This is a genomic window from Nocardioides sp. (assembly GCF_030150155.1).
Taxonomy (GTDB): domain Bacteria; phylum Actinomycetota; class Actinomycetes; order Propionibacteriales; family Nocardioidaceae; genus Nocardioides.
Genome location: NZ_JASLGR010000061.1, coordinates 68,535 through 91,414, shown reverse-complemented (window position 1 = coordinate 91,414; position 22,880 = coordinate 68,535). Strand labels below are relative to the sequence as shown.

Sequence of the window (22,880 nt, the reverse complement as noted above, 5' to 3'; positions counted from 1 at the left end):
GGGTGGTGAACCCGGATGTGGGCGGTGGTGAACCCGGATGTGGGCGGTGGTGAACCCGGAAGTCGGCGGTCAGACGCCGTAGCCACCGTCGATGTCGATCTTCTGGCCCGTGACGAACCGGGCCCGGTCCGAGGCGAGGTACTCGACCGCCTCGGCGATGTCGTCGGCCGAGCCGAAGGTGCGCAGCGGGATGTTGCCCATCGCGGTGTCGAGGGCACGCTGGTCCAGGTCGCCGTTGGCGATCAGCCGCTCGGCCATGCCGTCGGTGAGCATGCCGGGGCCGACGCTGTTGACCCGGACGCCGAAGCGGCCCTCCTCCGCGGCGAGTGCGCGGGCCAGGGCCTCGACGCCGGCCTTCGGGATCGAGGAGAGGCCGTCGCGGACCGGGTAGCGGGTGGTGCCCGCCGAGGTCACGAAGGTGAGCGACCCGCGGGCCTCGCGCAGCGCGGGCAGGACGGCGTGGGCGAGGTTGAACGTCGCCACCAGGTCCTGGCCGATCTGCTCGGCGAACTGCGCGGGGGAGACCTTCGAGAGGTGCACCATCGGCACGTGCGGCCCGGCCGAGTGCACCACCGCGGTGGGTGCCCCGGTGGTTGCGGTGAGGCTCTCCAGGGTCGCGGCGAGGGCGTCGGTCGAGGTCAGGTCGCAGGAGCCGGCGAAGCCGACGGCGTCGCCGAGCTCCTCGATCAGCGCCTCGGGGCGGGTACGCCGATAGAGCAGCGCGACCGGGCGACCCGACGCGACCAGGCGGCGGGCGATCGCGGCACCGATGCCGCCGCCGGCACCGGTGATGAGGACGAGGTCATCCGACATCAGGACTCCCGGGGGACGAGGCGACGGCCCTCGCTCCACGCGGCGAGGTGGTCGCGCAGCAGCGGGGGCAGGTCGAGGGAGGTGCCGTCGGGGGCGACGGAGACGATGCTGATCAGCGCCCGGGCCACGACCACGTCGTCGCTGGTGCGCACCATCGTGTGGGACATGTCGAAGGACCGGCGCCCGACCCGGCCGACCCGCAGGTCGATCCGGATCTCGTCGAACAGGCCGACCGGCACCAGGTAGTCGCACTCGGTGTGGCCGGTGACGGTCCAGAAGCCGTGCCGGCCCGAGAGCTCGTCCTGGCGCAGGTCGTTGAGCCAGAACCACTCGCTCTGCATCCGCTCCATCCAGGGGAACCAGGCGGCGTAGTAGAGGATCCCGGCGGGGTCGGTGTCGGCGTACCCGAGTCGCAGCGTGACGCTGTGCAGCACGGGGCCGGCCGCGGCCGGCGTACGGCGGGCGCTCACGCGCGGTCGGGCATGTTGGTCCAGCCCTTGCCGTCGACGCGGGTGTACCAGCCCGAGGCGGCCAGGGTGCCGCCGTCGACCGGGACGGTCTGACCGGTGACGAACGAGGCGGCCTCGGAGGCGAGGAAGCCGATCACGTCGGCGTACTGCTCGACGCGGCCGAAGGAGCCGAGCGGCACCCAGGTCTTGATCAGCTCGGGGTCGCGCCCGCGCAGCATCGCCGAGGCGGGGGTCTGCTCGGAGTCGGCGAGGTCGGGGGCGATCGCGTTGACCCGGATGCCGTAGCGGCCGACCTCGATGGCCAGGGACTTGGTGAACGCCGAGACGCCGGCGTTGAAGGCGGAGTAGACGACGTGGCCGGGGATGCCGCGGAACGCCTCGACGGTGGAGTTGTTGATGATCGCGCCACCGCGGCCGCGCTCGATCATGCCGGGCAGCAGTGCGTGCGTGACGGCGATGACGTGGCCGAGGTTGAGCTCGTAGAGCCGCGACCACTGCTCGGGCTTGGAGTGCAGGAAGTCCCGTGAGGCGGGCCGGAAGTCACCGACGTTGTTGACCAGCACGTCGGCGCCGCCGAGCGCGTCGGCGGCCTCCAGGACGGCGGCGACGACCTCGGGGGTGGTGATGTCGCCCGGTACGACGACCACGCGGCCGCCCGCCTCGGTGATCGCCGCAGCAGTGACGGCTGCGGCCCCGGCATCGATGTCGTTGAGCACGACCTGGTCTCCCTGGGCTGCGAGCAGTCGCGAGGTCGCGCCGCCGATCCCTTGTGCTCCACCTGTGACGACGCTCACTCTGCTCATGCTCAGCAACCTAGCATTTGTTTGGTTTTGCCTCTAGCATCGGTTTTCGCCGTCCGAATCGGAGACGGTGTGACGAGAGGACGTTCAACAATGGCGGCGGTTCAGGTCGATCTGACCGGCTCGGTGGTGGCCATCACCGGCGGTGCTCGCGGTGTCGGAGACGGCATCGCCGCTGTCTTCCTCGCTGCCGGTGCGGACGTGGAGATCTGTGGGCGCACCGCGCCCGAGGTGCTCCGCTCAGGCACGGGTCCCGACGGCGTCGAGCGGACCACCGTCTTCACCTCGGTCGACGTGCGCGAGCCCGAGCAGGTCGCTGCCTGGGTCGCCGACATCGAGGCCCGCCACGGTCGCCTCGACATCGTGGTCAACAACGCCGGTGGCGCGCCGTACTCGAACTTCTCCGACGCCTCGCCGCGCTTCCACGACAAGATCGCGGCCCTCAACCTGATGGCGACGATCTACGTCAGCCACGCGGCGTACCCGGCTCTGGCCCGCAGCAAGGGCTCGATCGTGAACATCACGTCGATCTCGGCACGTCGTCCCAGCCCGGGCACGGCCGTCTACGGCGCGGCGAAGGCCGGCGTGGAGTCGCTGACCACCAGCCTCGGTGTCGAGTGGGCCCCCGACGTGCGGGTGAACTCGGTCAGCTGCGGCCTGGTCGCCACGCCCGGCTCGGCCGACCACTACGGCACGCCCGAGCAGTACGCCGCCGTCGCGGCGACCATCCCGCGGGGCGTCTTCGCCCAGCCCGAGGAGATCGGCAACGCCGTCCTCTTCCTCGCCTCGCCGCTGGCCACCCACATCACCGGCGCGGTGCTCAACGTCGACGGTGGCGGCGAGTGGCCCGCCTTCCTGCAGCACACGCCCAACGCCTGAACCGTCCGACCTTCCACCACCCAGCACCTGAAGGAAGCCTCATGCCTGAAGCAGTCATCGTCTCCGCCGCCCGCTCCCCGATCGGTCGTGCCTTCAAGGGGTCGCTCAAGGACCTCCGCCCCGACGAGCTCGCCGAGCAGATGGTCCGCGCCGCGCTGGCCCAGGTGCCCTCGCTCGACCCGACCACCGTCGACGACCTGATGATGGGCTGTGCCCAGCCCGCCGGCGAGCAGGCCTACAACATCGGTCGCATCGTCGCGCTGCGTGCCGGCCTGGACTCGGTGCCCGGCACCACCGTGCACCGCTACTGCGCCTCGTCGCTGCAGACCACCCGGATGGCGTTCCACGCGATCAAGGCCGGCGAGGGTGACGTCTTCATCTCGGCCGGTGTCGAGACGGTCTCGCGCTTCGCGCAGGGCAAGTCCGACGGCATGGAGAACACCAAGGACCCGGTCTACCTCAAGGCCGGTGCGCGCAACGCCGACCGGATCGCCCGGGGCGAGCGCTGGAGCGACCCGCGCGCCAACGGCGAGCTGCCCGACATCTACATCGCGATGGGGGAGACGGCCGAGAACGTCGCTGACTTCTACAACGTCTCCCGTGCCGCGCAGGACGAGTACGCCGTCCGCAGCCAGAACCTCGCCGAGGCGGCCGCCGACCGTGGCTTCTGGGAGCGCGACATCACCCCGGTGACGCTGCCCGACGGCACCGTCGTCTCCACCGACGACGGCCCGCGTCGTGGCGTGAAGCTGGAGAAGCTCGCCGCGATGGAGCCCGCGTTCCGCCCCGACGGCACGGTCACCGCGGCCAACTGCTGCCCGCTCAACGACGGTGCCGCGGCGCTGGTCATCATGAGCGACGTCCGGGCGCGTGAGCTCGGCCTGACCCCGCTGGCTCGGATCGTCTCCACCGGCGTCTCCGCGCTGAGCCCGGAGATCATGGGTGTTGGTCCGGTCGAGGCGACCCGCCAGGCCGTGGCCCGTGCCGGTCTGTCGATCGGCGACATCGACCTGGTCGAGATGAACGAGGCGTTCGCTGCCCAGGTGCTGCCCACGATCGACCAGCTCGGCCTGGACATCGACCGGGTCAACGTCAATGGCGGCGCGATCGCGCTGGGTCACCCGTTCGGTTCTACTGGTGCCCGGATGGCGACCACGCTGATCCACTCGCTCCAGGAGCGTGACGCGCAGTTCGGCGTCGAGACCATGTGCGCGGCCGGCGGCCAGGGCATGGCGCTGGTGCTCGAGCGCCTCTCCTGAACTGATCGGGTGAGCCGGGGGGAGAGTAATGCCCCATACATGTGAACCAGGGCGAAGCATTGACAGCCGTCGTTACTTCGCCCTGGTTCATATGTATGAGAGGCAGGTCAGGCGCGGGTGCGCCCATGAATGACGTGCAAGGTCAACGCGCAACACTCATCGATGAGTCCAGTGAGTCGCATCCGCTGAGTGTTGAGGGGGAGGCGAACCAGCCACCTTTGGCTAGCGCCGAAACGAGGTAGGTCGTCCCGCTCGCATCGGCCCATACGGGTGCGTCCTCTTGGGGCCCAAAGGGTGTCGTCGTCACGTCGTCGCCCTTGATCGATGGGTCTAACTCCTGCAAGGCTGAGAGCACCGTGTCTGCGCCCGCTTCAGAGTCGTCTGGGAATCTGGCGATATCCAGGTGAGGCAGTGTCCCGTCAGGGCATCCGGTCGTCGCGTTCGTGCTCGTTGCGGTGACCTTCGTAGTCGAGTCCAAGGTTGCCGGCGAGGTGCTGACTGATTTCCCGGCCGAGGTGGGTGAGTCGACAGCCTGTGCGACCGAAAGGCCGCCAATGGCCGTAACGAGGACGGCCGACCCGATGGTGACAGTCAGTGCCTTGTGGCGACGAACATAGTGGAAGTTCATGGCGTCTCCTTAGACCTTTTGGCAGGTGATAGCTGGGGCGTAGAGCGCCATTCGAACCATTGCGCTGAATCCCTCGACACCCGTTGAGTAGTTCTGGTGATACCACCAGGTCGAGTTGCCGTCCACGGTCGTTCCTGTAGCGGCGTAGAAGACGCAGGCGTCCTGCCCGAGAAAGCCCTGGCCTCGGAGGGTTGATGACGTGTAGGGACCGCTCCGGATCTTGACGTTGTTCTTCCGGTACGTCCCGTCAACGCCAGCTGTCGCTGGAAGCGATGTCGCTCCGATCAGGGTGAGGGTTGCTAGCGCGACAAGACTGCCCCTTCGTGTTAGGAGCGTCTTGGGGGTGGGCCGTGCGAACAGCGTTGGTGATGACACCACTGAAGCCTTCTTCGTCGAGCTGAGTGTTTGTGACACTGCGCCGAAGGGGCAGCAGGGGCAAAGGCTCGATGCTGCCGAATCTCAAACGGATGCAAATGTTGTCATCCGGCTTACAAATCAGTCTCGGGTCTGCAGCTGCGACTCAGCGCACGTCAGAGGCACTGAGTGCCGGGGTGACCAGGGAGGGCGTGTCCTGTTGGGAGTCGGGCTGGTGGGCGGAGACCGACTCCGTGGTGATCCAGCCGCCGATCCCGGCGATCACGAGCACGGCGCCGACGATGGCGAGCTTGGGGTTGGCATGCGGCAGTCCCGCAGACAGATGAGTCGACCACCGTGGCATGGTGTCCTGCTTCCTTTCACATCCCCCGAGGTCGTTGGTCTGGTGCTTCAACTCTTGAGCACCCTGGAGGGCCGGTCAATGCAATCGGCAGGAAGCGGCCAAACTGTTGCAATAACTTGGCATCGGGGTAACAAAAGCCGGGACGGCCCAAGAGGCCCTGTCCGAACGGCAACGGCCCCGGGTCGAAGGTCGCACGGGTGCGACCTCGACCCGGGGCCGAAAGACTGGGACCAAGGGCGGTCTAGGCCAGGTCCTTCTTCAGGATCTTGCCGCTGGCGTTGCGGGGGAACTCCGTGAGGACGACGAGCTCGCGCGGTACCTTGAAGTTCGCCAGCCGCTCGCGGCAGTACGCCGTCAGCGCCTCGGCCGACACCTCGTGGCCGGGCCGCGGCACGACGTACGCGCGACCGACCGAGCCCATCCGCTCGTCGTCGATGCCGATCACGGCCGTCTCCATCACGTCCGGGTGGGAGGCGATCACGTTCTCCACCTCGGCGGGGTACACGTTGAAGCCGCCGACGGTGAACATGTCCTTGATCCGGTCGGTGATCTTGAGGCAGCCGTGCTCGTCGAGGCGGCCCACGTCACCGGTGTGCAGCCAGCCCTCGGCGTCGATCGTCTCCGCGGTGGACTTCGGGTCCTCGAAGTAGCCCAGCATCACGTTGTCGCCGCGGATCCAGATCTCGCCGTCCTCGCCCATCGCGACGTCGGCACCGTCGGCGCCCACGGTGCGGATCTCCAGGCCGGGGACGGCCGGGCCGGTGGTCTCGGCGATGTGCAGCGGGTCCTCGTGGGGGCGCGACTGGGTGGCGACCACGCACTCGGTGAGGCCGTAGGCCTGCGCGACCTGGTCGATGCCGAGGTCGTCGCGCATCTGCTGGAAGAGGTTCTCCGGCACCGAGGCGGCACCGGCGATGGAGAAGCGCAGCGAGGAGAGGTCGAACTCCGAGCGCCGCTCGTGGTTGAGCAGCGTGATGAAGATCGTGGGGGCGCCGGGGAAGACGGTGATGTGCTCGCGGCCGATGATCTCCATCGCCTGGACCGGGTCGAAGGTGGCCTGCAGGTAGACCGTCGAGCCGGCGGTGAAAGCGGCCATCACGCCGGCCTTGTAGCCGAAGCTGTGGAACAGCGGGTTGACCACCAGGTAGCGGTCCGCCGGGGTCAGGGTGGCGCCGCGTGCCCAGACGTCGGCGACACCGACGGTCTGGCGTTGAGCGCTCATCACGCCCTTCGGGACACCGGTCGTGCCGGAGGTGAAGAGGATGTCGGCGACGGTCTCCTCGGTGACCTCGGCCTGCACCTCGGCCAGGCGCTCGGGGGTCACCGCGGCGCCGGCGGCGAGGAAGGCGTCCCAGTCCAGGGCGTGCGGGTGCGGCGTCGGGCCGAGGTTGACGACCGTCTTCAGCGAGGGCAGCGGCTCGCCGGACTCCTCGAGCATCGAGACGTAGTCGGCACCCAGGAAGCCGTTGGAGGTGACCAGCACCGCGGCGCGCGAGCGCTCCAGGATGGTGCGGGCCTCCTGGCCCCGGTAGCGGGTGTTGAGCGGGACCATCGCTGCTCCGATGTTCTCCGCCGCGAGCAGTGCGATGATGAACTCGTAGCGGTTCGGTGCCCAGATCGCGACCCGGTCACCCGGGACGACGCCGGCCGCGAGGAAGCCACGGCTCGCCTCGTTCACCCGACGGGCCAGGTCGGCGTAGCTGATCGTGACGTCGCCGTCGACGATCGCCGGGTGGTCGCCGAAGGTCTCTGCGCCGAAGGCGAGCAGGCCCGGGATGGTGCGTGGTGCCATGAGAACAACTCCTGTGAACAAGTGCTTGTTTGTTACGATAATGACTGGTGACGCCCCCGCCGTACAGGCGTGTGGGGAGGCGATCGCAGGGGCCGTCGGATCGGCCGGGAAGGCTGGCCATGACCACCACTGACAAGAGCGCACCGCGGGCGAGCAAGTCGAAGTCCGCGGCTGCCGGTTCGGCCCGCCGGGCCCAGCTGCTGCAGATCGCCGCCGAGATGTTCGCCGATCGCGGCTACGCGCAGACCACGGTCCGCGACATCGCCGATGCGGGCGGCATCCTGTCGGGCAGCCTGTACCACCACTTCCCGAGCAAGGAGGCCATGCTCACCGAGCTGCTGGCCAGCTTCCTGGGTGGTCTGGAGGAGCGCTTCGGCACCGTGGTGGCCGAGAGTGCCGGCCCGCGCGAGGCGCTCGACGGCCTCGTCGTGGAGTCGTTCCGCACCATCCACGTGGACCGCCACGCGGTCGCGCTGTACCAGTCCGAGCAGGACTACCTGGCCGGCGTCGCCGGCTTCGAGTTCGTCGGTGAGGGCGGGCAGCGCAACGAGAACACCTGGCTCGGCGTCCTGGAGGCCGGCCGCGCCTCGGGTGAGTTCCGGGAGGACCTCGAGGTCAAGATGACCTACCGCTTCATCCGCGACGCGGTCTGGGGCACGGTGCGTTGGTACCGCCCCGGCGGGAAGACCACCTGGGAGACGCTGGCTGAGCGTTACCTCGACCTGCTCCACGGTGGTCTCCTCCGCCGCTGACATGCGCCGCTCAGGCCGCGTCCCCGAGGGGGACGCGGCTAGAGCTGCACCTTGATCGACCGGCGGTGCTCCGCGGCACGGCCGAAGAGCTGGGCGCAGGCGTGCGCGCGCTTGAAGTACAGGTGCGCGTCGTGCTCCCAGGTGATCGCGATGCCACCGTGCAGCTGGATCATCTCCGAGGTGACGTGGCTGAACGCGTCCGAGCACCAGGCCTTGGCCAGGCCCGCCTGGCGGACCGCCTCGGCGGCCTCCGTCGGGGCCCAGTCGCTCAGGTCGGCCTGGGCGATCGCCCACGCTGCCGACCAGGACATCGAGACGCTGGTCTCGGTGTCGACGACCAGGTCCGCGGCACGGTGCTTGAGTGCCTGGAACGAGGCCAGCGGGCGACCGAACTGCTCGCGCTCCTTGAGGTAGGCCACGGTCAGCTCCAGGGCGCGCCGGGCGCCCCCCGTCTGCAGGGCGGTCACCGCCGTGGCACCGATCGCGTACAGCGCCGCCAGGGCACCGGCGTAGTCGGTGCTGATCGGCGTCGCCGCGGCGTTCTCGAAGCGGATCGTGGCGAAGCGCAGCGTCGGGTCGAGCGCGGGCGTCACCTCCCGGGTCACGCCGGCAGCGTCGGGGGCGACCTCGAAGAGGCCGATCCCGGCGCCGGTGTCGGCGATGACGAGCAGTACGTCGGCCGCGGCACCCTCCAGCACCAGACCGGCTGCACCGGAGAGGGTCCAGGCGTCGGCCGAGCCGGTCGCCGTGACCGCGGCACCGTCGGGGCGCAGCTCGCCGTCGGCGCTCGCCCAGGCCAGGGCGGCCGTGGACTCACCGCTGGCCAGGTCGGGCAGGATCCGCTCGCAGGCCGCGGCGTTGCCGCTGCGCAGCAGGGCCTGGGTGGCGATCACGCCGGAGCCGAGCAGGGGAGTGGGGGTCAGGGTGGCACCCAGCTCCTCGAGCACGACGTGCGTCTCGAAGCTGGAGAATCCGGCGCCGCCGTACTCCTCGGGGATGGCGAGAGCGGCCACGCCGATCTGCTCGCACAGCGTGCTCCACAGCTCGGTGTCGTAGCCGGCCTCGGTCACGATCGCGGCCCGCACGTCGACGGTGCCGGCCCGGCGGGCCACCAGGGCACGCACCGTGGAGGCCAGCTCGATCTGCTCCTCGGTCAGGGCGAAGTGCATCAGTTGCTCCCGTTCGACGCGTCGGCGGCGAGGGCCTCGAGGACCCGGGCACGGTGGAAGGCCGGGGTGCCCCAGGCGGTGACCAGGGCCCGGACCTTGAGCAGCCACAGGCTCAGGTCGCACTCCATCGTGTAGCCGATCGCGGCGTGCACCTGCAGAGCGGTGCGGCCGGCGAGGTAGGCGGCGTCGGAGGCGGCGACCTTGGCGGCCGAGACGTCGCGGCTCGCGGTCGCGGTGCCGGCGGAGAGCTCCAGGGCGGCGAACTCGATCAGCGGACGGGCGAAGTCCAGGGCGACGCGGACGTCGGCGAGCAGGTGCTTGAGCGCTTGGAACTCGCCGATGTGGCGGCCGAACTGGGTGCGGGACTTGGCGTACTCGACGGCCTCGGCCAGCATCCGCTCACCGGCACCGAGCAGGACCGCGGAGCAGGCCAGGGCACCGGCGTCGAGCGCGACGGCGGCGGCCGTCGGGTCGAGGGTGCCGAGGGTGTCACCGGCGCTGACCTCGAAGAGGTGGCGGGCCGGCTCGACGGAGCGGCGGGCCGCCCCGACCGTGCCGGTGGCCAGGGTGGTGCCGTCCACGACCAGGGTGGTGGCGGCGATGTCGGCGTCCAGGGCGCGCGGGGAGAACGGGGTGCTCGCGGTCGCCAGCGACACCTGCACCTCGCCCTCGGCGATCTGGCCGGCGAGCTTCGAGGTGTCGGCGTCGGTGGCGGCCAGCAGCAGCGGGGCCACGACGGCGGTCTCGATCCACGGGCCGGGGGCACCGTGGTAGCCGAGCGCCTCGAAGGCGATCACGGCGTCGGCGAGCTCGGCACCGATGCCGCCCTCGTCCTCGCCGACGAGCAGCGCCGGTACGCCGAGCTCGGCGAGGCGACCCCACAGGGCCAGGCCCAGCTCGTGGTCGCCGTCGGCCCAGGCACGGGCCGTCTCCGGCACGTCGGAGGAGCTCAGCAGGTCCTTGAGTGCGGTCGCGAACGACTCCTGCTCCGCGGTGCGTCCGAACCTCATGCGCCTGCCCTCTTGTTGTCGCCACGTGGCATTCCGAGGATGCGCTCGGCCACGATGTTCCGTTGGATCTGGTTGGTGCCCGCGTAGATCGGGCCGCCGAGGGCGAAGAGGTAGTCCTCCACCCACCGGCCGTCGTCGGCAGCGGTCTCGTCGCGCAGCTCGGCGTCCTCGTCGAGCAGCTCCAGGCCGGTCTCGTGCAGGGCCAGGTCGAGCTCGGACCAGAAGATCTTGTTCACCGAGCCGGCAGCGCCGACCGAGGCACCGCCGTTGACCGCGGTGACGGTGTTCCAGGTGTAGAGCCGGTAGGCCTGCGCCTTGATCCAGGCGTCGGCCACGCGAGGAGCCAGGTGCGGGGCGTCGGCGCCGCGCTCGGCCCACAGCGTGAGCAGGCGCTCGGCGGCGGCGCAGAAGCGACCCGGCGAGCGCAGCGAGAGGCCACGCTCGTTGCCGGCGGTGCTCATCGCGACGTTCCAGCCCTGGCCGACGCCGCCCAGCACGTCGGCGTCGGGGACGAAGACGTTGTCGAAGAAGATCTCCGCGAAGCCCGGAGTGCCGTCGAGCTGGTCGATCGGGCGGACGGTGATGCCCTCGGCGTCGAGCGGGAAGAGGAAGTACGTCAGGCCCCGGTGCCGCTCGGCCGAGGGGTCGGACCGGAACAGGCCGAAGCCGCGGTCGGCGAAGGGCGCCCGCGAGCTCCAGGTCTTCTGGCCGGTGAGCACCCAGCCGCCGCGGGCGTCGTCGCGCATCGCGCGCGAGCGGATCCCGGCGAGGTCGGAGCCGGCCTCGGGCTCGGACCAGGCCTGGGCCCAGATCTCGGTGCCGTTGGCGAGGTTGGGCAGGAAGCGGGCCTGCTGGTCGGGGGTGCCGTGCTCGAAGATGATCGGCGCGAGCAGCGAGATGCCGTTCTGCGCGATCCGGGTCGGCGCCCCGGCGAGGTAGTACTCCTCCTCGAAGATGACCCACTCGGTCAGGGTGGCGTCGCGGCCGCCGTACTGCTCGGGCCACGTCACCACGGAGTAGCGGCCCTCGGCCAGCTTCTGCTCCCAGGCGCGGTGCAGCTCGGCGCCCTCGGCGGTGTCCATCGAGGGCAGACGGCCCGGGTTGTTCGCAGCGAGCCAGGCGCGGGCCTCGGCCCGGAACGCCTCCTCGGCCTCGGTGAACTCGAGGGTCTCCTCGGAGTTCTGGCGGGTGGTTGTCATCGGTGTGGTCACTGACCCTTTCCTTCGGCTTCGGCCTTCTTGTTGGCGGCGGCCATCGCCTTGGCGTCGAGGCCGGCGAGCGAGTCCAGTCCGACCTCGGCGTTGTGGGCGTGCGCGGCGTGGTGCAGACCGAAGACGGAGTCCATCCCGGTCCGCATCCCCATCAGGTCCTCGGCCTGGTTGACGGCCTTCTTGGTGAGCGCCAGGCCCAGGCGCGGCATCTTCGCGATCCGCTCGGCGATGGCGAGGGTCTCGGCCTCCAGGTCGGCGCGCGGCACGACCTTGTTGACCATCCCGAGCGCCTCGGCGCGGGCAGCGCTGAAGCGGTCGCCGGTGAAGAGGAACTCCTTGGCCGCACGCGGGTTCATCACCCACGGGTGGGCGAAGTACTCGACGCCGGGGATCCCCATCCGGACGACCGGGTCCTGGAAGAACGAGTCGTCGGAGGCGACGATGAAGTCGCACGACCAGGCCAGCATCAGGCCACCGGCGACGCAGGCGCCCTGGACCATCGCGATCATCGGCTTGGGGATCTCGCGCCAGCGGCGGCACATCCCGAGGTAGACCTCGGACTCGCGCGCGAAGCGGTTGTCGACGCCCTCGGCGCCGACGTGGTCCCACCAGATCACTGCCTTGCGCTCGAAGGACTCGTCGACGTCGCGACCGGGGGTCCCGATGTCGTGGCCGGCGCAGAAGTGCTTGCCGGAGCCGCCGAGCACGATCGCCTTGACCGCGTCGTCGTTGACCGCGCGGGTGAAGGCGGCGTCGAGCGCGTAGGTGACCTTGGAGTTCTGGGCGTTGTTGTACTCCGGGCGGTTGAGCATCACGAAGGCGATCTCGCCCCGGACCTCGTAGGTGACGACCGGCTCGCCCTGGGTGTTCAGGCTGGCTGTCACCTGGCCACTGCCGCTGTCGGTTCCGTGGTCACTCATGCGTGTCCTCCGCCGTTGCCTCGTTGATCGGGTGGGGATTGCCCCGTCTCGGTGGGGCGGTTTGAACAGTACCAAACAAGTGCTTGGTGGGCTATGGTGATTCCGGTGCGGCGATCGGTTCGACCGATCCCGTCCAGTGACAGCAGAAGCCCACGGCCCGGTGAGGGCGAGAGTAGGAGCATCATGGACCTCACGTTCTCCGCTGAGGACGAGGCCTTCCGGACCGAAGTCCGCACCTGGCTCGCGGACAATCTGGTCGGCGACTTCGCGAAGCTGAAGGGGCTCGGCGGCTCCGGCCGTGAGCACGAGGCGCACGACGAGCGTCTCGCCTGGAACCAGCACCTCGCCGCCTCGGGCTGGACCTGCATCGGATGGCCGACGGAGTACGGCGGCCGCGGGCTGTCCCTCTTCCAGCAGGTCATCTTCCACGAGGAGTACGCCCGGGCCAACGCCCCCGCCGGCGTCAACCACCTCGGCGAGACCCTGCTCGGCCCGACTCTGATCGCCCTGGGCACCGAGGAGCAGAAGAAGCGCTTCCTGCCCGGCATCGTCAACGTCACCGAGCTGTGGTGCCAGGGCTACTCCGAGCCCGGCGCCGGCTCCGACCTCGCCGGGGTGCGGACCAAGGCCCGGCTCGAGGGCGACGAGTGGATCGTCGACGGCCAGAAGGTCTGGACCTCGCTGGCCCAGCAGGCCGACTGGTGCTTCGTGGTGGCCCGTACCGACCCCGACTCCCAGCGTCACGCGGGTCTGTCCTACCTGCTGGTCCCGCTCGACCAGCCCGGCGTCGACGTCCGCCCGATCATCCAGCTCACCGGCACGAGTGAGTTCAACGAGGTCTTCTTCGACGGTGCCCGCACCGCGGCCGACCTGGTCGTCGGTGCGCCCGGTGAGGGCTGGAAGGTCGCGATGGCCACGCTCGGCTTCGAGCGTGGCGTCTCCACCATCGGTCAGCAGGTCGGCTTCGCCCGCGAGCTGGCCGAGGTCGAGCAGCTCGCCACCGCCACCGGGCGGATCAAGGACGGCGACATCGCCGACCGGATCGCCCAGGCCGCCCTCGGCCTGGAGGTGCTGCGCACCCACGCGCTGCGCACCCTGTCGGCGTACGACTCCGGGTCGCAGGGCCCCGAGGCGTCGGTGGCCAAGCTGCTGTGGGCGCGGTGGCACCGTGACCTCGGCGAGCTCGCGATGGACGTCGCCGGCGGTGCCGCGCTGACCGTCGACGCGGCGCCGTACGACCTCGATCGCCTGCAGTCCCTCTTCCTCTTCTCCCGTGCCGACACGATCTACGGCGGCTCGGACGAGATTCAGCGCAACATCATCGCCGAGCGCGTGCTCGGCATGCCGAAGGAGCCCCGCCCATGAGCAAGCCCGAGCAGCCCACCCCTGCCTACGTCCCCGGCCACAACCTGCTGGAGGGCCGCGTCGTCGTCGTGACCGCCGCCGCCGGCGCGGGCATCGGTGCCGCCGTCGCCCGCAAGGTGCTGGAGGAGAACTGCAAGGCGGTCGTCATCTCCGACACCCACGAGCGTCGGCTGGCCGAGGCCCACCAGGCCCTGGCCGACGAGTTCGGTGCCGACCGGGTCGCCTCGATCGTGTGCAACGTGACCCAGGAGGCCGACATCACGGCCCTCTTCGACGCCGCCGAGCCGTTCGGCGGGGTCGACGTGCTGATCAACAACGCCGGCCTGGGTGGCACCAACGACATCCTCGAGATGCCCGACGACACCTGGAACCTGGTCCTCGACGTCACCCTGACCGGCACCATGCGCGCCATCCGCGAGGCCGGCAAGCGCTTCGTCGCGGCGGGCAAGAAGGGCGTCATCGTCAACAACTCGTCGGTGATCGGCTGGCGCTTCCAGGACGGCCAGTCGCACTACGCCGCCGCCAAGGCCGGCGTGAAGGCGCTGACCCGTTCGGCCGCCGCCGACCTGGCGCAGTACGGCATCCGGGTCAACGCGGTCTCGCCCTCGCTGGCGATGCACCCGTTCCTGGAGAAGGTCACCAGCCCCGAGCTGCTCGCCGAGCTCAAGGGCAAGGAGGCCTTCGGCCGCGCCGCCGCCCCGTGGGAGATCGCCAACGTGATGGTCTTCCTGGCCAGCGACTACTCGTCCTACATGACCGGCGAGGTCGTCGCCGTGTCCAGCCAGCACGCCTGAGCGGCGCGACCCAACAGTTCGAAGGAGAGTCCAGTGGCTGAGGCCTACATCATCGACGCCGTCCGTACGCCGGTCGGCAAGCGCGGCGGCTCGCTCGCGGCCGTCCACTCCGCCGACCTCGGCGCGCACGTGCTGGGCGCCCTGATCGAGCGCACCGGCATCGACCCGTCGCTGGTCGACGACGTCATCATGGGCTGCTGCGACACGATCGGCTCCCAGGCCGGCGACGTCGCTCGCACCGCCTGGCTGGTGGCCGGTCTGCCCGACACCGTCCCCGGCGTCACCATCGACCGGCAGTGCGGCTCCTCGCAGCAGGCGGTCCACTTCGCCGCCCAGGGCGTCATGTCCGGCACCCAGGACTTCGTCATCGCCGGTGGGCTGCAGAACATGAGCGCCATCCCGATCTCCTCGGCGATGACCGCTGCCGCCGACCTCGGCTTCACCACCCCGTTCGCCGAGTCCCCGGGCTGGGTCGAGCGCTACGGCACGGTCGAGGTCTCGCAGTTCAACTCCGCCGACATGATCGCCAAGAAGTGGGACTCCTCGCGTGAGGAGATGGAGGAGTACGCCCTCGCCTCCCACCAGCGCGCCAAGGCCGCGATCGCCGAGGGTCGCTTCGAGAACGAGATCGTCCCGGTCACCCTGGCCGACGGCACCGTCTTCAGCACCGACGAGTGCCCGCGCGAGACGTCGCTGGAGAAGATGGCGGGGCTCAACCCGCTGGCCGAGGGCAGCTGGATCACCGCAGGTGTCGCCTCGCAGATCTGCGACGGCGCCTCGGCGATGCTGATCGCCTCCGAGGCAGCGGTCAAGGAGCACGGCCTGAAGCCGCGCGCCCGGATTCACCACCTCTCCGTGCTCGGCGACGACCCGATCTGGATGCTCACCGGCCCGATCAACGCCACCAAGCGGGCGCTGGCCAAGACCGGCCTGAGTGTCGAGGACATCGACCTGTTCGAGTGCAACGAGGCGTTCGCCTCCGTCGTCCTGGCCTGGATGAAGGAGATCGGCGTCCCGCACGAGAAGGTCAATGTCAACGGCGGCGGCATCGCCCTGGGTCACCCGATCGGCGCCACTGGCACCCGGCTGATGACCACCATGCTGAACGAGCTCGAGCGCACCGGCGGCCGCTACGGCCTGCAGACCATGTGCGAGGGCGGCGGCCAGGCCAACGTCACGATCATCGAGCGGCTCGGGTGAGCGCCGCCGTGAACGCTCCGGCCCACGCCGGGGAGTGGATCGGCCGCGACCTCGGCACCCGGACGGTGTCGTGGACGGACCGCGACGCGATCCTGTACGCCCTCGCCGTCGGCGCTCCGGCCGACCGCCTGGACCTGGTCTTCGAGGACCGGATGCGGGTGCTCCCGACCTTCGCGCTGACGTTGGCCCAGTGGGCCCCCGACGTCCTCGCCGAGGCCGGGGCGTGGGAGGTCGCCACCGCGCTGCACGGCTCGCAGAAGCTGACCGTGCTCGGCGAGATCCCGATCGCGGGCGAGATGGAGATGTCGGCCCGCGTCGCCAACGTGTGGGACAAGGGCGCGGCAGCGGTCTTCGAGATCGAGGTGACGTCGCCGTACGTCGTCGCCACCTGGTCCATCTTCGCGCCCGGCGCCGGTGGCTTCGGTGGCGAGCGTGGCCCCTCGCGCCCCGCCGGCCCCGAGGGTGAGGCGACCGGCTCCGGCTCGCTCACCGTCGCGGAGAACTCCGCTGCCCTCTACCGCCTCACTGGCGACCGGCACCACATCCACATCGACCCGGTCGCCGCCCAGGCCTCGGGTCAGCCCAAGCCGTTCCTGCAGGGCCTGGCCACCGTCGCCTCGGCGACCCTGGTGCTGGCCGACGCCGCGGGCGTCCACCCCGCCGACCTGACCTCGCTCGAGGGCCGGTTCAGCTCGGTGGTCTTCCCCGGCGAGGAGCTCACCGTCTCGACGTGGGACTCCGCGGAGACCGGCGAGACCCTCTTCACCGTCGCCACCGAACGTGGCGTCGCGATCGACGGCGGTCGGGTCTCCTTCCGCTGACCTCCGGCGTCGCTGGCGCCTTCCTGATCGCCTGCGAGCAGGCCTCCGCAACGCCCTGGTGGTGGGGCGAGGGGGCCTGCTCGTGTGGTTTCCGAGTCAGGGGCCAAGGGCTCCGATCGGAATCACGACCACCCCGTCGGGGCGGGTGTACCCGTAGGGGCCTCCGGTGATGACGCCCAGGACGGCAGGCCGCCCGGCCTTCGCCGTGTCTACCTTGGCGGCGAACTTCAGCAAACCCGCTGCGGCACTTTCAACCGCTTCCTCACCGCCGAGTTTCACCTCGAACGCACCCCACGAGCCGTCGAGGGTCTCGATGATGACATCTACCTCCGTGCCGCTGCTGTCGCGGTAGTGGTGGACGGTTCCGTCCAGAGGGCCTGCGTAGATGCGGCAATCGCGAACCACGAGCGACTCGAACAGGTAGCCGAATGAGTTCAGGTCTCCCAGCAGACGTGCGCTGTTGCCGCCCAGAGCCGCCACTGCCAGTGAGGGGTCGACGAAGTGGGTTCTGGCCTTCTCGCGCAGACGAGCACGTGAGCGAAGATGAGTCGCCCACGGAGGTTGCGATTCCAGGATCATGAGGCGAGTGAGTGCACTCATATACGCGTACGCGGTTGTTCGCGCGATGGCGGGGGACTCGCCGCCTGCCTCGGCTGCGAGTTTGGAGACGTTCTCCTCCATTGCCACGTTGCGGGCCAGTGCGGCCATGAGGCGCAGTGCCACCTGAGGGTTCTTGCGGGAGCCGTCGACGCGAGGAATGTCGACGTCGGCGATCGTGCGGATGTAGTCCGCGTTTGCTTGGGTCGCCGCCTTCACCGTGCGATCCAGATTGGTGGGCCAACCCCCGCGAACCACCAGGTCCACGAGGTCAGGGACGGTCAACATAGACCGGGCCGTAGGCCGTTCGCCGGCCATGAGGGCTGCCAGCGACATGGCCCCGCTGGAGTCGGTGCTCTCGAACAAGCTCATCGGTCGCATCATCAGGCGTGCGAAACGACCGGCACCGGTGTGACGGCGTGCGTCGTCGTCCGGAGTCGCCGAACCGGTGAGGATGAACTGGCCGGACTCGGCTCGGCGATCAACCTCGGCTCGGACGTGGTTCCACACGCTGGTCGCGTCCAACTGCCACTCATCGATCAGCATGGGCGGAGTGCCGTTCAGGGCAACGTCGGGTGCCACCGCGATCGCGGTCAACGCTGCGGGATCGCGGTCGAGAAAGACCGAACTCCTGGCGTGTCGCTCGCCGGTCGAGGTCTTCCCGCACGCTTTGGGTCCTTCGAGCAGGACAGCTCCGGATGACTCAAGGCGATCCTTGAGGAGAACGTCAAGGACGCGGGGTCGGTAGCCGCGGCGGTTGGCAGGCGAGGTCACCCGTTGAGACTACAATCTGCAGATTTTTCAAACTACATTCTGCAGTACTTTCGGGCGACATTCTGCAGCGCGCCGGTCGATACAAGCCGGAGACACTGCGGACGGCCGGCGGCGGTGAGGACTGGCCGGCCTTGACCTGGTAAACGCCGCCGACCTGCGAGAGTCCGTTGAGGGTGACGGGGTTGCCGTCGATGCTGAACCGGGCGGTGCCCCGAGCGGTGCCTGCTTCCTGCCAGGAGCACGGTGGCGGCAAGGGCGAGACGGTCGAGGCGGCGACGCATGAGGGCTCCACAGATTCAGATGGCACGGCAAGACGACAACGGTGGTGCGCCGTGGTGCGCCCGAGCACTCCGACGGTCTGCCGCTGGAGGGCAGAGGTCGACCGTACGGGTGATTCCCAGCGGGTGAGGGGGCTTTGGTCAAACTTCCCGGTGCGAGCTGCCGCCACGGGTCAGGTACGCCGACACGAACGGGGCCGAGGCCAGGATGATCAACGTACGCAGCACCTGGGCGGCTGCGACGAAGGTGACCGAGCCGCCTGCTGCAGCACTCATCCCGAGGACGGCGTACACGCCACCGGGGTTGGTCGCCAGGTAGGCGTCCAGGGGTGACTCCGAGGTGAGCGCCACCAGCACCCAGCTCAGCCCGAAGCAGGCCAGGATCGTCACCACGATGGTCACCATCGCGGTGGGGATCATCCGGCCGATCTGCTGCAGCGAGGCGAGGGTGAACTTGAGGCCGACCTGCACGCCGATGCAGACGTAGCCCAGCGTCACCACGATCCAGGGCACCTCGACGCCGTCGAACCACGGGACGAGGCTCATCAGCGCCGAGACGAAGAGCGGGCCGAGGATCGCGTGGGTGGGGAAGTGCAGCACCCGGCCGAGCCACAGCCCCAGCCCCAGGGCGACCGCGGTGAAGGCGAGGTCCAGCGGCAGGTGCTCCAGATCCAGGTACGTCGTCCCGGTGTCGGTCCCGGCGGTGTGCACGCCGTACACGACGGTGGCGACCAGTGGCATCGTGACCAGGACCGCCAGCAGGCGGAGGTACTGCAGCGTGGAGACCACGCGGGCATCGGCGCCGAGCTCGTCGGCGATCGCGGTCAGCCCGGCCGCGCCCCCGGCGATCGAGGAGAACGTCGCCGTCACCCGGCTTACGCCGTGGCGCATCAGCAGCTGGCCGACCAGCACCGAGACCACGAGTGAGAAGCACGAGACGACCACCACCAGCAGCCAGGTCCAGCCCAGCGACCACAGTGCCTCCCAGTCCACCGACAGGCCGATCACGATGCCGACCACGGCCTGACCGAAGGTGAAGCCGGAGGCGGGCAGGGCCAGCGGGCGGCGGGGACGGGCGATGGCGTAGACCAGGGCACCGGCCAGGCCGCCGAAGAGCGTCGGCGTCGGCAGCCCGACGACCGTGAAGGCCGTGGAGAACGCCGCGACCAACGCGAGCAGGAGGATCCAGGGACGCACGAGGGTCACCGTAGCCGTGTGATGTTGCGTCCGTGTGGCGCCCCGATCGGGCCTGCGGCGGGCTTTCCCGTGTCAGCCGGTGTCACTCTGTCCCGGTCTGTGTAACACCGGAAAGAAGACTCCGAGGGGTCCGTAAACAGCCAGTTACGGCAGGCATTTCGGGTGTTTTCGCTCCCTACTGTTCGAGGCATGAGCAGTCCCTCCCGCTACCGCCTCGCCCTGCTGCAGCCCCTCCGTGTCGGCGGCCACGGCCCCGGCTCGATGGCCGACGTCGAGCATGGTGTCGAGCTGATCGCACGGGCCGCGGCGGCCGGCGCGGACCTGGCCTGCTTCCCCGAGTTCAGCCCCGGTCCGATCGACGTCGAGGCGTTCTACGACGCCGCTCCGGCGATGGCCGAGGCGGCGAGGGAGCACCACATCAACGTGGTGTGGTCGGCCAACGAGAAGGTCGCCGGACCCGACGGGACCCGCAACCACCTCGCGGTCCACGTCCTCGACCGCAACGGCACCGAGGTGCTGCACTACCTGCGCACCCACCCCGCCACCATCCCCGCGGCCGAGACCTTCGGGCAGCTCACCAGCCCGGCCGACCAGTTCGCGAACTTCACCCTCGACGGCATCGAGATGGGGATCGTGGTCTGCTCGGAGATGTGGACCCCCGAGGTCGCCCGGATCGTCGCGCTGCGCGGCGCCGAGCTGATCCTCAGCCCGGCCGGTGGCGGCTTCACCAGCCTGACCCGCAACTGGCAGCTGATCAACCAGGCCCGTGCGATCGAGAACATCTGCTACGTCGGCCTGACCAACAACCTGTGGGGCGACGAGGTCGGCGCCGCGATGATCACCGGCCCCGAGTACCCGCTCGCCTTCGCCGGACGTGAGGAGGTCGTCGTCGCCGACCTCGACCTGGACCGCGTGCGCCACCTGCGTGGGATCGACGACTCCATCGCCGAGCCGAAGCTCTTTGACTCCGTGCCCGGCCTGCTCCGTGCCCGTCGTCCCGAGCTGTACGCCGATCTCGTGGCGCCCCAGGCCGACGCGTTCGACTACGCCGCCGGGATGCCGCGATGAGCGCGCCCACCCAGACTGGTCCGGAGGCGGCCACCCCCGTCCCCACCGCCTCCGGACCGATCACCCTGTTCCGCGGTCGCTGGGTGATGGCCCCGACCCCGATCGCCGACGGGGCCGTGGCGATCCAGGGGAACACGATCGTCGCCGTCGGGCCCTGGGCCGCGCTGCGGGACCGGTTCCCGACCGCCACGGTCCGCGGGTCGGCGTACGACCTGATCGGACCGGGGTTCGTGAACACCCACGGCCACTTCTCCGAAGGGCTGATCACCGGGATCGGCTCCGACCTGACGCTGTGGGAGTGGATCCACGACCTGATCGCGCCGGTGCGGCCGTACTTCACCGAGGAGCGTGCCTACGTCTCCACGATGCTCTCGGCGGTGCAGATGCTGCGCAGCGGTGTCACGACGGCCAACGACATGTTCGTCACCGACCCTGCCGATCAGCCGATCACGCCGGGCGTGGTGCGCGCGCTCGACGAGATCGGGCTGCGCGGGGTGATCTCCTACGGGTCGGGTGACCACAACCCGAACACCGATCTGTTGCGCGAGTTCGCCGAGCACGACGCCCTGCTGGAGGCCACTCGCGGCTCGCGGCTGCAGACCTTCAGGCTCGGGATCGGTGCGATCGGCGCGCACTCCGACGAGATGTTCGAGGCCAGCGTCGCCTACGCGGTCGACGGCGGGCACGGCGTCCACATGCACGTCCAGGAGATCCGCGAGGAGGTCACCGCGACCTACCAGCGCTTCGGCCGCACCGTGGTCGGCCAGTGCGCCCACGCCGGGCTCTTCGAGGCTCCGGTGCTCGCGGCCCACTGCGTCTGGATGGACCGTGCCGACCGGGAGCTGATGGCCGAGCACCGGGTCGGGATCGCGCACAACCCGGTCGCCAACGGCATCCTCGCCTCCGGCATCGCCCCGATCGCCGAGATGCACGCCCTCGGGATCGACATCGGGCTCGGTGTCGACGGGGCCGCCTCGAACGACTCGCAGGACTTCCTCCAGGCACTCAAGACCGCCCCGCTGCTGGCGCGGGTGCGCGACCTCCAGGCCACCGCGATGAGTGCGAAGGAGGCCTACGAGATGGCCACCATCGGGGGTGCCCGGGCGCTGCGGATGGAGGCCACGATCGGCTCCCTGGAGGTCGGCAAGCGTGCCGACCTGGTGGTCTTCGACGGCGAGGGTCCGACCCTGGCGAACATCCACGACCCCTACCAGGCCCTCGTCTTCGTCGCCGGGTCCCGCGAGATCCGGGAGGTCTGGGTCGACGGTGCCGCCTCGCTGGTGGACTTCGAGGTCACCCAGGTCGACCCGCGCGAGGTCGCCGCGGTCTCGCGCGAGCACGCCCGCGACCTGGTCTCCAGCGCCGGCCTGAGTCACCTCTCCGTCCTGGCTGCGGCTGCGGCCCCGGGCCCGGGGAACGGCTGAGCCGGCGATGGAGGTCGCTCCGGGCGTCGAGGTCGTCCACCGCCGGCTGCTGGACCGGATCCTCACCGGCTTCTACCCGGCCGGGTCCCGGCTGCCGTCGTGCCGGGCGCTCGCGGCCGACCTGGGCTCCAACTCGTCGACCGTCGACCGTGCGATCGGGCGGCTGGCCGCCTCGGGGCGGGTCCGGACCGTGCCGCGCCGGGGCACGTTCGTGTCCGAGACCGACGCCGGGGTGGTCGACGCCCGCGCGGTGATCCTCACCGACCTGGAGGAGATCCTGCTGCGCTCGCGACGGCTGGGCTTCAGCGCGGCCGACCTGACCGAGATGGTGACCGAGTCCCTGGGCCGGGTCGACGCGATGCGTCGGATCGCCGTGGTCGAGTGCAACGAGCGCGACCTGCGCAGCCTCCAGCAGCTGGTCCAGCTCGCCAGCGGCGTCGAGGTCGCCCCGGTGCTGCTCTCCGAGCTCGGTGGCCGGGTGCTCGACGAGGAGTTCGACGCCGTCGCCTGCCCGATCTTCCACCTCAACGACATCGCCGACCACGTCACCGCCCTCGACCAGGTCGTCGAGCTCAACCTGGTGGCCTCGCCCCGGGCGCTGCGCCGCCTGATCGAGGTGCGCGACCACCCCGAGCTCACCGTGGTGGCCCCGAGCAACCGCGGCGTGCAGTGGATGACGGCCCTGGTGGGGCAGTACTACCCGGGCCGGATCGTCGGGGTCGACAGCGCCACCTGCCCTCCCGCCGACCTGGCCGCTCTGGCTGGCAGCGCCGTCCTGGTGGTCAACAACGCCGCCACCGTCCCTGCCGAGATCACCGACACCGTCGAGCACCTCATCCCGATCGAGTGGGAGCTCGACGCCCGCTTCGCCCCGGCCCTGCGCGGCCGCATCGACCAGGTGATCAGCGCATCGCGCTGACCTCACCGGAAAGGCACCACCC

22 protein-coding genes are annotated in these 22,880 nt (G+C 70.1%); 10 read left to right on the top strand and 12 right to left on the bottom strand.

What is annotated here, in order from left to right; genetic code table 11:
• Nucleotides 1–69 precede the first annotated feature (69 nt).
• From Q1V88_RS19130 to Q1V88_RS19120, 3 genes are read right to left on the bottom strand one after another with little or no spacing between them, the layout of a single operon-like run.
• The gene (locus Q1V88_RS19130) at nucleotides 70–813 is read right to left on the bottom strand and encodes an SDR family oxidoreductase (RefSeq protein WP_300683513.1); all 744 of its coding nucleotides are present in this window, start codon (nucleotides 811–813) and stop codon (nucleotides 70–72) included.
• Nucleotides 813–1,283 carry a thioesterase family protein gene (locus Q1V88_RS19125; RefSeq protein WP_300683511.1) on the bottom strand — a complete coding sequence of 157 codons (471 nt, stop codon included), beginning with the start codon at nucleotides 1,281–1,283 and terminating at the stop codon, nucleotides 813–815. The genes Q1V88_RS19130 and Q1V88_RS19125 overlap by 1 nt, the downstream gene beginning before the upstream one ends.
• Complete coding sequence (locus Q1V88_RS19120) at nucleotides 1,280–2,086, bottom strand: SDR family NAD(P)-dependent oxidoreductase (protein WP_300683509.1); 807 nt, start codon at nucleotides 2,084–2,086, stop codon at nucleotides 1,280–1,282. Before Q1V88_RS19120 ends, Q1V88_RS19125 begins: the two co-directional genes overlap by 4 nt.
• A gap of 90 nt (nucleotides 2,087–2,176) precedes the next feature.
• Between Q1V88_RS19120 and Q1V88_RS19115 the strand changes: the two genes are divergently transcribed.
• Entirely contained in the window at nucleotides 2,177–2,962 is a 786-nt protein-coding gene (locus Q1V88_RS19115) for an SDR family oxidoreductase (protein ID WP_300683507.1), read from the top strand.
• A 41-nt stretch (nucleotides 2,963–3,003) separates the two neighbouring features.
• The gene (locus Q1V88_RS19110) at nucleotides 3,004–4,221 is read left to right on the top strand and encodes an acetyl-CoA C-acetyltransferase (protein WP_300683505.1); all 1,218 of its coding nucleotides are present in this window, start codon (nucleotides 3,004–3,006) and stop codon (nucleotides 4,219–4,221) included.
• A 142-nt stretch (nucleotides 4,222–4,363) separates the two neighbouring features.
• On the opposite strand, the gene Q1V88_RS19105 is transcribed toward Q1V88_RS19110, so the two are convergent.
• From Q1V88_RS19105 to Q1V88_RS19095, 3 genes are all read right to left on the bottom strand, one after another.
• Complete coding sequence (locus Q1V88_RS19105; RefSeq protein WP_300683503.1) at nucleotides 4,364–4,849, bottom strand: hypothetical protein; 486 nt, start codon at nucleotides 4,847–4,849, stop codon at nucleotides 4,364–4,366.
• Nucleotides 4,850–5,369: 520 nt separating this feature from the next.
• A complete protein-coding gene (locus tag Q1V88_RS19100) occupies nucleotides 5,370–5,567 on the bottom strand; it encodes a hypothetical protein (protein WP_300683501.1) in 198 nt (65 codons plus the stop codon).
• Between the two features lie 241 nt (nucleotides 5,568–5,808).
• Nucleotides 5,809–7,359, bottom strand: coding sequence for an AMP-binding protein (locus Q1V88_RS19095; RefSeq protein ID WP_300683499.1), 1,551 nt, complete (start codon nucleotides 7,357–7,359; stop codon nucleotides 5,809–5,811).
• Nucleotides 7,360–7,478: 119 nt separating this feature from the next.
• On the opposite strand from Q1V88_RS19095, the gene Q1V88_RS19090 reads away from it, so the two are divergent.
• Nucleotides 7,479–8,111, top strand: coding sequence for a TetR/AcrR family transcriptional regulator (locus tag Q1V88_RS19090; protein ID WP_300683497.1), 633 nt, complete (start codon nucleotides 7,479–7,481; stop codon nucleotides 8,109–8,111).
• A gap of 38 nt (nucleotides 8,112–8,149) precedes the next feature.
• Here Q1V88_RS19090 and Q1V88_RS19085 read toward each other — a convergent pair whose 3' ends face one another.
• The 4 genes from Q1V88_RS19085 to Q1V88_RS19070 are packed head-to-tail and all read right to left on the bottom strand — an operon-like array spanning nucleotide 8,150 to nucleotide 12,421.
• Nucleotides 8,150–9,280, bottom strand: coding sequence for an acyl-CoA dehydrogenase family protein (locus Q1V88_RS19085; protein ID WP_300683494.1), 1,131 nt, complete (start codon nucleotides 9,278–9,280; stop codon nucleotides 8,150–8,152).
• Complete coding sequence (locus Q1V88_RS19080; protein WP_300683491.1) at nucleotides 9,280–10,290, bottom strand: acyl-CoA dehydrogenase; 1,011 nt, start codon at nucleotides 10,288–10,290, stop codon at nucleotides 9,280–9,282. Before Q1V88_RS19080 ends, Q1V88_RS19085 begins: the two co-directional genes overlap by 1 nt.
• Entirely contained in the window at nucleotides 10,287–11,489 is a 1,203-nt protein-coding gene (locus Q1V88_RS19075; protein WP_300683490.1) for an acyl-CoA dehydrogenase family protein, read from the bottom strand. Before Q1V88_RS19075 ends, Q1V88_RS19080 begins: the two co-directional genes overlap by 4 nt.
• 8 nt (nucleotides 11,490–11,497) lie before the next feature.
• Entirely contained in the window at nucleotides 11,498–12,421 is a 924-nt protein-coding gene (locus Q1V88_RS19070; RefSeq protein WP_300683488.1) for an enoyl-CoA hydratase, read from the bottom strand.
• 183 nt (nucleotides 12,422–12,604) lie between these two features.
• On the opposite strand from Q1V88_RS19070, the gene Q1V88_RS19065 reads away from it, so the two are divergent.
• Genes Q1V88_RS19065 through Q1V88_RS19050 form a run of 4 tightly spaced genes read left to right on the top strand, consistent with a single transcriptional unit; the run spans nucleotide 12,605 to nucleotide 16,601 of the window.
• Nucleotides 12,605–13,786 (top strand): acyl-CoA dehydrogenase family protein, encoded by a 1,182-nt coding sequence (locus Q1V88_RS19065; RefSeq protein ID WP_300683486.1) that lies wholly within the window; start codon nucleotides 12,605–12,607, stop codon nucleotides 13,784–13,786.
• A complete protein-coding gene (locus tag Q1V88_RS19060; RefSeq protein WP_300683484.1) occupies nucleotides 13,783–14,580 on the top strand; it encodes an SDR family oxidoreductase in 798 nt (265 codons plus the stop codon). The genes Q1V88_RS19065 and Q1V88_RS19060 overlap by 4 nt, the downstream gene beginning before the upstream one ends.
• A 33-nt stretch (nucleotides 14,581–14,613) precedes the next feature.
• Nucleotides 14,614–15,780, top strand: coding sequence for an acetyl-CoA C-acetyltransferase (locus tag Q1V88_RS19055; RefSeq protein WP_300683481.1), 1,167 nt, complete (start codon nucleotides 14,614–14,616; stop codon nucleotides 15,778–15,780).
• Nucleotides 15,777–16,601: a MaoC/PaaZ C-terminal domain-containing protein gene (locus Q1V88_RS19050; RefSeq protein WP_300683479.1), complete on the top strand. Its 825-nt coding sequence runs from the start codon at nucleotides 15,777–15,779 to the stop codon at nucleotides 16,599–16,601. Before Q1V88_RS19055 ends, Q1V88_RS19050 begins: the two co-directional genes overlap by 4 nt.
• A gap of 96 nt (nucleotides 16,602–16,697) precedes the next feature.
• On the opposite strand, the gene Q1V88_RS19045 is transcribed toward Q1V88_RS19050, so the two are convergent.
• Both Q1V88_RS19045 and Q1V88_RS19040 read right to left on the bottom strand, forming a co-directional pair.
• Nucleotides 16,698–17,972, bottom strand: a complete 1,275-nt coding sequence (locus tag Q1V88_RS19045; RefSeq protein ID WP_300683477.1) for a DUF4143 domain-containing protein — start codon at nucleotides 17,970–17,972, stop codon at nucleotides 16,698–16,700.
• A gap of 419 nt (nucleotides 17,973–18,391) precedes the next feature.
• Nucleotides 18,392–19,447, bottom strand: coding sequence for an AbrB family transcriptional regulator (locus Q1V88_RS19040; RefSeq protein WP_300683475.1), 1,056 nt, complete (start codon nucleotides 19,445–19,447; stop codon nucleotides 18,392–18,394).
• 189 nt (nucleotides 19,448–19,636) lie between these two features.
• On the opposite strand from Q1V88_RS19040, the gene Q1V88_RS19035 reads away from it, so the two are divergent.
• Genes Q1V88_RS19035 through Q1V88_RS19025 form a run of 3 tightly spaced genes read left to right on the top strand, consistent with a single transcriptional unit; the run spans nucleotide 19,637 to nucleotide 22,858 of the window.
• Nucleotides 19,637–20,515, top strand: a complete 879-nt coding sequence (locus tag Q1V88_RS19035; protein WP_300683472.1) for a carbon-nitrogen hydrolase family protein — start codon at nucleotides 19,637–19,639, stop codon at nucleotides 20,513–20,515.
• The gene (locus Q1V88_RS19030; RefSeq protein WP_300683469.1) at nucleotides 20,512–21,939 is read left to right on the top strand and encodes an amidohydrolase family protein; all 1,428 of its coding nucleotides are present in this window, start codon (nucleotides 20,512–20,514) and stop codon (nucleotides 21,937–21,939) included. Before Q1V88_RS19035 ends, Q1V88_RS19030 begins: the two co-directional genes overlap by 4 nt.
• Nucleotides 21,940–21,946: 7 nt before the next feature.
• Entirely contained in the window at nucleotides 21,947–22,858 is a 912-nt protein-coding gene (locus tag Q1V88_RS19025; protein ID WP_300683467.1) for a GntR family transcriptional regulator, read from the top strand.
• Nucleotides 22,859–22,880 lie beyond the last annotated feature (22 nt).

What these genes read in the sequence shown, in the direction of transcription:
- Q1V88_RS19130 (WP_300683513.1), bottom strand. Translation starts at nt 813, where the DNA reads ATGTCGGATGACCTCGTCCTCATCACCGGTGCCGGCGGCGGCATCGGT.
- Q1V88_RS19095 (WP_300683499.1), bottom strand. Translation starts at nt 7,359, where the DNA reads ATGGCACCACGCACCATCCCGGGCCTGCTCGCCTTCGGCGCAGAGACC.
- Q1V88_RS19060 (WP_300683484.1), top strand. Translation starts at nt 13,783, where the DNA reads ATGAGCAAGCCCGAGCAGCCCACCCCTGCCTACGTCCCCGGCCACAAC.
- Q1V88_RS19110 (WP_300683505.1), top strand. Translation starts at nt 3,004, where the DNA reads ATGCCTGAAGCAGTCATCGTCTCCGCCGCCCGCTCCCCGATCGGTCGT.
- Q1V88_RS19115 (WP_300683507.1), top strand. Translation starts at nt 2,177, where the DNA reads ATGGCGGCGGTTCAGGTCGATCTGACCGGCTCGGTGGTGGCCATCACC.
- Q1V88_RS19065 (WP_300683486.1), top strand. Translation starts at nt 12,605, where the DNA reads ATGGACCTCACGTTCTCCGCTGAGGACGAGGCCTTCCGGACCGAAGTC.
- Q1V88_RS19080 (WP_300683491.1), bottom strand. Translation starts at nt 10,290, where the DNA reads ATGAGGTTCGGACGCACCGCGGAGCAGGAGTCGTTCGCGACCGCACTC.
- Q1V88_RS19035 (WP_300683472.1), top strand. Translation starts at nt 19,637, where the DNA reads ATGAGCAGTCCCTCCCGCTACCGCCTCGCCCTGCTGCAGCCCCTCCGT.
- Q1V88_RS19070 (WP_300683488.1), bottom strand. Translation starts at nt 12,421, where the DNA reads ATGAGTGACCACGGAACCGACAGCGGCAGTGGCCAGGTGACAGCCAGC.
- Q1V88_RS19075 (WP_300683490.1), bottom strand. Translation starts at nt 11,489, where the DNA reads ATGACAACCACCCGCCAGAACTCCGAGGAGACCCTCGAGTTCACCGAG.
- Q1V88_RS19105 (WP_300683503.1), bottom strand. Translation starts at nt 4,849, where the DNA reads ATGAACTTCCACTATGTTCGTCGCCACAAGGCACTGACTGTCACCATC.
- Q1V88_RS19120 (WP_300683509.1), bottom strand. Translation starts at nt 2,086, where the DNA reads ATGAGCAGAGTGAGCGTCGTCACAGGTGGAGCACAAGGGATCGGCGGC.
- Q1V88_RS19030 (WP_300683469.1), top strand. Translation starts at nt 20,512, where the DNA reads ATGAGCGCGCCCACCCAGACTGGTCCGGAGGCGGCCACCCCCGTCCCC.
- Q1V88_RS19025 (WP_300683467.1), top strand. Translation starts at nt 21,947, where the DNA reads ATGGAGGTCGCTCCGGGCGTCGAGGTCGTCCACCGCCGGCTGCTGGAC.
- Q1V88_RS19100 (WP_300683501.1), bottom strand. Translation starts at nt 5,567, where the DNA reads ATGCCACGGTGGTCGACTCATCTGTCTGCGGGACTGCCGCATGCCAAC.
- Q1V88_RS19090 (WP_300683497.1), top strand. Translation starts at nt 7,479, where the DNA reads ATGACCACCACTGACAAGAGCGCACCGCGGGCGAGCAAGTCGAAGTCC.
- Q1V88_RS19085 (WP_300683494.1), bottom strand. Translation starts at nt 9,280, where the DNA reads ATGCACTTCGCCCTGACCGAGGAGCAGATCGAGCTGGCCTCCACGGTG.